This window comes from Bradyrhizobium jicamae, assembly GCF_001440395.1.
GTDB lineage: Bacteria > Pseudomonadota > Alphaproteobacteria > Rhizobiales > Xanthobacteraceae > Bradyrhizobium > Bradyrhizobium jicamae.
In genome coordinates this window covers 1-5,509 of sequence record NZ_LLXZ01000018.1, presented here as the reverse complement: position 1 = coordinate 5,509, position 5,509 = coordinate 1, and the positions used below count along the sequence as shown (strand labels likewise).

8 protein-coding genes are annotated in these 5,509 nt (G+C 57.5%); 5 read left to right on the top strand and 3 right to left on the bottom strand.

Annotation, left to right across the window (positions count from 1 at the left end; all coding sequences use genetic code 11):
* Window positions 1-465: 465 nt before the first annotated feature.
* Window positions 466-633, bottom strand: coding sequence for a hypothetical protein (locus tag CQ12_RS43350; RefSeq protein WP_157087988.1), 168 nt, complete (start codon window positions 631-633; stop codon window positions 466-468).
* Between the two features lie 628 nt (window positions 634-1,261).
* Here CQ12_RS43350 and CQ12_RS03740 point away from each other — a divergent pair.
* Entirely contained in the window at window positions 1,262-2,713 is a 1,452-nt protein-coding gene (locus tag CQ12_RS03740) for an AMP-binding enzyme (RefSeq protein WP_063799668.1), read from the top strand.
* On the opposite strand, the gene CQ12_RS43345 is transcribed toward CQ12_RS03740, so the two are convergent.
* Window positions 2,710-3,039, bottom strand: a complete 330-nt coding sequence (locus CQ12_RS43345) for a hypothetical protein (protein ID WP_057834022.1) — start codon at window positions 3,037-3,039, stop codon at window positions 2,710-2,712. The two genes, CQ12_RS03740 and CQ12_RS43345, sit on opposite strands and share 4 nt — an antisense overlap.
* Before the next feature lie 376 nt (window positions 3,040-3,415).
* On the bottom strand, window positions 3,416-3,598 hold the full coding sequence (locus tag CQ12_RS43340; protein WP_157087987.1) for a hypothetical protein: 183 nt from the start codon (window positions 3,596-3,598) through the stop codon (window positions 3,416-3,418).
* Between the two features lie 244 nt (window positions 3,599-3,842).
* Here CQ12_RS43340 and CQ12_RS41745 point away from each other — a divergent pair, with 244 nt between their 5' ends.
* From CQ12_RS41745 to CQ12_RS45940, 4 genes are all read left to right on the top strand, one after another.
* A complete protein-coding gene (locus CQ12_RS41745) occupies window positions 3,843-4,025 on the top strand; it encodes a hypothetical protein (RefSeq protein WP_083519118.1) in 183 nt (60 codons plus the stop codon).
* A 27-nt stretch (window positions 4,026-4,052) separates the two neighbouring features.
* Entirely contained in the window at window positions 4,053-4,418 is a 366-nt protein-coding gene (locus tag CQ12_RS03725; protein ID WP_057834020.1) for a response regulator, read from the top strand.
* Between the two features lie 132 nt (window positions 4,419-4,550).
* Complete coding sequence (locus CQ12_RS03720) at window positions 4,551-5,285, top strand: ATP-dependent DNA ligase (protein WP_245309719.1); 735 nt, start codon at window positions 4,551-4,553, stop codon at window positions 5,283-5,285.
* A complete protein-coding gene (locus CQ12_RS45940; RefSeq protein WP_245309718.1) occupies window positions 5,224-5,442 on the top strand; it encodes an ATP dependent DNA ligase in 219 nt (72 codons plus the stop codon). The genes CQ12_RS03720 and CQ12_RS45940 overlap by 62 nt, the downstream gene beginning before the upstream one ends.
* Window positions 5,443-5,509 lie beyond the last annotated feature (67 nt).

Here is a 5,509-nt window from a genome sequence, read left to right as displayed (position 1 = left end):
GGCCGACATGGCAGATCGGTTCACCGACGTCTGCTTTCCGGGGTGGAGCGGACCAACTCGCATGGGCCCCGAGCGTCGGCTTGTGATCCATAGCCGTAACGCAAGAGTTGGCCTGTCGTTAATCTCAATCGTGAATATCGAGAATGAGAAGCGGTGGTTCATTTGATCTCCGCCTTCTTTTATGGACCTGCAGATAAGTCAGTCTGGAGCCTCGTTCGTGATCGTAACCAAAAAGCGCTTCTGCTTGGTATCTGATTGATCTCCACCTTTTCCACGATGCCGGTGAAGGACGCCAAGCTGCCGGTCAAAGGGTCTAAACCAGAAATGGTGATGACTTGCGTTGTCCGCCGCGATTGGTTGCAACGACGCACCGAACTTGCGTTGTCTTCGCTCAAATAGAATTGCGGCATCTCCTGTGACGACCCCGTACCTCCTTGTTCGGAAACTACACTCGGTTGAATGGGTTTACTCCAGATGATCCGGGTCGGAAGGCACGCGCCATGCGAAACTTGCCAGCGTATGCCATTCAATTGCGATCTCCTCCCCCTCCTGCTTCACGTCCCGATCCGAGATCTCCGAGGCTCGTTGTTCAGCTGCAAGCGCCTTTTCCCGAAATAGCTTTTCGATCGACACTGAAGCTCTCCCTTGCCAGTTTTTCCTGACTTTAGACTAGGAACGCGACCTCTCTAGGCAGCCGCTCTGATAGGAGCGCAGGCGGTAAGGCTAATTTTGCCCGTGCTTTTGAAGCGGAAATGCGTCCGCACAGGCACGCCGTCGTACCCCCGATAATCGAGTGTCACGCCATCTGCTTCTGGGAACAGCGCATCGATCTCAAAAGCACCGGTCACCGCTCTCGCCAACCGCGGGCGCCAGTACCGTTCCATTTCGGATCGACCTCGAAAGCTTCCGCCTTCGCATCATTCAACGGTGGCCGCAACATCGTAAAGGTCTAGTAAATCATCTAGCCGACGCTGCTTGCAGGCGTCGATCCAATCGACCACTACGCCAATGGCATCGAAGCCGTCCCGGGCATTCGACATAGCGTCCACCCTCCCTATAAGCGCCTCTGAGCGCCTGTTAAGAATTTGCAGATGAACACGCAGTGAACGCACGCTCCGCCATGCCGATTGTTCCCTGGACTTCGCCAAATTGCCGCAGGGAAATAAAGGAGTACCACGCCTTATTGCCTTCGCGCCCAGTTGTCACTTTTTCCCGATAAGTTGATTCTCGTTTTGGGGGAGTAGTCAAGTGGAACCATCTAATGCGCGACGGCACAGAGGCTGAAGCCAAATTCACATTCGGGCCGAACAGGCCAGGGACTGTCGGCAGCCTCGACGGAGACGGCTTCCCGGCCCTGCACGGGCGCCGGAGCGAAGTAATCAACCGCGGGGGTGAGAAGATCGCCCCTGCTGAGGTGGAATCCGCGCTGCTACGCCATCCGGCCGTAGCCGAAGCCGCCGCCTTCGCGATCCCGCACCCACGCCTTGGCGATGACGTCGCGGCCGCCGTCATTCCCCATTCTGGCGCGCAGACGACACCTGCGGAGCTTCGCCAGTTCCTGCAGCGCGAGTTGGCCTCGTTCAAGATTCCGCGGCACATTCTGTTCCTCGACCGGCTGCCAAAGGGGGCGACGGGAAAGGTCCAACGGCGACGGCTGCGTGAGGCGCTCGACGTAGATCATCGGGCGACGAAGCCTCTACCTGCGGTGAAAAAAGCGACATTGGATCTGGAAGCTGAATTGCTGATCCTGTGGCGCAGGCTGCTCAAGTCCGGGACCGTGACGATCGACGATGATTTCTTTGCGCGCGGTGGCGACTCCCTGCTGGCGATGGAAATGCTCATCGAGGTCGAGCGACTCATCGGCCAACCCGTACCGGAAACGATCCTGTTCGGGGCAGAAACGATCCGGCAACTTGCCCCCAAGATCGCCATGCAGACGGGAGCGCAAGCGACGCCGTTCTTCGAGTTCAGTGCCGGTGGCCATCGGCGTCCGCTGTACTTCTTCAATGGAGATATCCTCAGCGGCCATGAGGGTATGCGGCGAATGGTGGAGCTTTTTGGGGCCGATTATCCGATCATCTCCATTGATCCCCATGGTCTCCGTGGGGAGCCGGTTCCGCCGTCGATCGAGGCGATGGCCGCCGACCGCCTGCCGCATATTCTGGAGAGGCAGACCAGCGGTCCTTTCCTCCTGGGCGGCAAATGCAACGGCGCCATGGTGGCGTTCGAAGCAGCGCGTCTGCTGATGGCGGCCGGCCACAGGGTTGATCTGGTTGCGATGGTCGATCCACCGACCGTCGCGGCCCGTCCAGCGTCGCGGGCGATCATCGGTCTGATGAAGCCTATAGCTTCGCCTCACCTTCTGCGCTGGATGTACGAGCAAATGGCGCGGCTGGAGCGATACGCCAATGCGTGGCGTCACGAGCGGAATGTGATCGTCGAGGGCAAGTTTCTGCCCGCGCTGTGGGACGCTTATTCAATCGCAATGGCGCAATATCTTCCGGCACCGCTCGATGTCCCCGTGACATTCTACGCGGCCGAACATGACGGCCGGGCGTGGCGGCATCTCAGCTCTCACGTCGAAGTGCTTCAGGTACCTGGGGGACATAGCGGCTGCCTGACGATCGGCGCTGACCTGCTGGTTGATCATCTGCGGCAAAGAATTGATGTTCATAGGAGTGGCGAGAGGGCTGTTCCGGCGCCGTGCAGTTAGAAAGAGCCGCCTTGTTTGTTCTTATGGCGCCAACTCACTTCCACCACGGGCGCACCATGCAGACTATCGAATTCGTTCGGGCTGAGATCGAACGTATGCGCACGCAGGTCCACCGCCAGCGCGGCGAGATCAGGCAACTGCAAAGAGCCGGCATTTCCAAGGCATCTGCCGAAGCTTTGCTGGATTGTATGTTGAATAACATCGACACGCTGTGTGCAGAGCGCAACCGACTGAAGAAGGCGCAGCCCGGTCCGACCGAAGGAAAAGTCTTGGGTGCCGGAAATGGTGAAGCACTTCCAAGACGACCCGAACCCACCGCCGTTCATCAAGGCGCTGGCCGAAGTTCGCCAATTGGCAACGCGGGAAGGCTGGTGCTACCCAGCACGTCCAGGCCATCACGGTCGCTATCGACCAGTACGCGGAGAAGGCGCTCGCCAACCGTGAATACTTCCTCAACAAGCCCTACAGCATTGGTGGTGGCAGGAAGGGAGATGTGCCTTCGCCCGAATAATTCGGGCACTTTGACAGCGAAAAGCCCGGCAATGAGGCCGGGCTAACTTCGAAATAATTACTGGCGCTGAAATGTGGATAGTAGAGCACTCCTTGATCTGTGTGTCTGTCTGGTAGATGACGCTCAGAGGATTTTTTTGGGAAAAACTGGCAATCGGCAAGCATCAAGGCCGTGCAACGAAGGGTTGGCCGCTATTGCATTGGATCGAATCTCTCCAGCAACACATCGCTGTGCCAGAGCTCAATCGCGTGCTCTCCAAGAAGATGCTCCGCGCGCTCTTTCGCCGCGTTGTCGTCTTCGCAAAGTAAGTCGATCCGGCCTAAAATTCCCTCATGCGCTCCTATTACGTAGAAGCAGTACTTGGTCAGCGCCATCGGTGTCCCCCCGGGGCGATCTTTGACACCATTCTAACCGTATTCGGGAAAAAATGGCAACCACTGCTTGCAGACTTAGCTCGCAGCGTGGATTGTAACGGGATTACCTCGGAGGTGGTAGCAGGAGCGATGACATCCCCTGAAGGACTTTTGCGCAATATTTCGAACGCGGCTGCGGAACGGACGGCTCCCATTCGGGCGTTCTGCGAACTCCAACAGTTGCGCGTAAGTCTATTGGGGAACTATGTCTGAAAGTCACTTCCATGCCCGCAAAGCGGCGGCTACACTCCTAAAAATGGCGAAGGTGTCCTCTGATCCCGCATTAGCCGGTCGGCTGGTGGACGCCGCCGCCGATCTGAAGGATCAGGTCGGCGAGGCTCCGTTGCCGGTCAGCATCAAGCCGCCCGATGTGAAGACAGAAGACTAATCAGTCGGCGACTAGTCGGGGCCCCTCATGCGCACAATCTCCACACTGCTGGTCGAGGACGAAACCCTGATCAGGATGATGTTGGCCGAAATTGTAGAGGAGCTTGGATACTTGGATGTGTCGGAGGCTGCAAACATCGAAGCGGCCAGGTCATTAGCTGAGACGCGGACGTTCGATCTGGCCCTTCTCGACGTCAATGTCGCGGGCTCTCTTATAACCCCGGTAGTCCATATCCTCGATAAACGAGGCGTCCCGATTGTTTTAGTCAGTGGATACACCGAGCAAACCATGCCGCCCGAGCTAAAAGGCCGATTGTTTGTCGGGAAACCTTTCTCGCAAGATACCTTACTGGATGCCATTCACCGCGCGATTGGCCTAGCTCCCGCCGCTTGATCGCCAGAGCATAGGTAGTGGCAGGGGCGATCACTTCCCCTGATTGTTCGAGTTTCCTGCGAAGTCGGTAAGAATGCTCGCCGTGGCCCTCCAAGCCCGGCGGGCATTTTCTTTTATTTTTGAGTTTGCGTTGTGTCGAAGCGTATTTCCATGCCGGGCTTCATTAAGCCCCAGCTGGCAACGTTGAAGTCCAAAGCGCCGAAGGGCGACCAATGGCTTCACGAGATCAAGTATGACGGATACCGCGTTCAGTTGCATCTGAACCGGGGAAGGAAGAAGGTCTTCACCCGCAACGGACTGGATTGGACGAAACGCTTTACCGAGATTGCCGGCGCGCTGGCCATCCCCGGCGAAGCAATCATCGACGGCGAAGTCGTCGTCACCCATGAAGGTCGAACCAACTTCTCCGGACTTCAGGCAGAGCTAGCCGCCGGCAGGCAGGGCCGGCTGGTCTATTACGCCTTCGACCTCCTCTGGAGGAATGGCGACCTTCGCAAACTTCCGCAGATCGAGCGCAAGCAGTTGCTGCTGGACCTGGTCGGCGAAAACGACATTGAGCTTCCGGTGCTTTACTCCGAACACCTCACCGGGGACGGACAGAAAATGTTCGAGCACGCCGCGAAGCTGAACTGGGAAGGTATCATCTCCAAACGTGCCGATGCTCCCTACAAGTCGGAGCGGCGAAGCATGGGTGAAGGTCAAGACCGTCCAGCGAGAGAAGTTTCCTGTCGTCGGATTTATCAAAGATCCAAGCGGTGTAGCTGCGCTCTACCTCGGCAAGAAGGAAGGCAAGGACTTGGTTTATATGGGCAAGGTCGGCACCGGATGGTCTCGCACGGTATCAAGCCAGATCAGGAAGCAGCTTGATACGGTCATCAGTCCAAAGTCCAAACTCACCAAGCCGATCAGGAAGCCCAAGGCCACATGGGTCGAGCCGACCTTCGTCGCCGATGTCGAGTACCGCGACATCACGTCGGAAGGCTTGCTGCGAGCGAGTTCGTTTAAGGGGCTGTCTCGGAAGTAGGAGTGGTGAGAGGGCTATCATCTGCCCATTTGTGCGCCGTCGTCACCTCCAAAGGGTCTAGCTTATC

Bases quoted from the DNA above. Each gene is read 5' to 3' on its own strand.
- CQ12_RS03740 (WP_063799668.1), top strand. From the start codon at position 1,262: ATGCGCGACGGCACAGAGGCTGAAGCCAAATTCACATTCGGGCCGAAC.
- CQ12_RS43345 (WP_057834022.1), bottom strand. From the start codon at position 3,039: ATGAACGGCGGTGGGTTCGGGTCGTCTTGGAAGTGCTTCACCATTTCC.
- CQ12_RS43340 (WP_157087987.1), bottom strand. From the start codon at position 3,598: ATGGCGCTGACCAAGTACTGCTTCTACGTAATAGGAGCGCATGAGGGA.
- CQ12_RS41745 (WP_083519118.1), top strand. From the start codon at position 3,843: ATGTCTGAAAGTCACTTCCATGCCCGCAAAGCGGCGGCTACACTCCTA.
- CQ12_RS03725 (WP_057834020.1), top strand. From the start codon at position 4,053: ATGCGCACAATCTCCACACTGCTGGTCGAGGACGAAACCCTGATCAGG.
- CQ12_RS45940 (WP_245309718.1), top strand. From the start codon at position 5,224: ATGGGCAAGGTCGGCACCGGATGGTCTCGCACGGTATCAAGCCAGATC.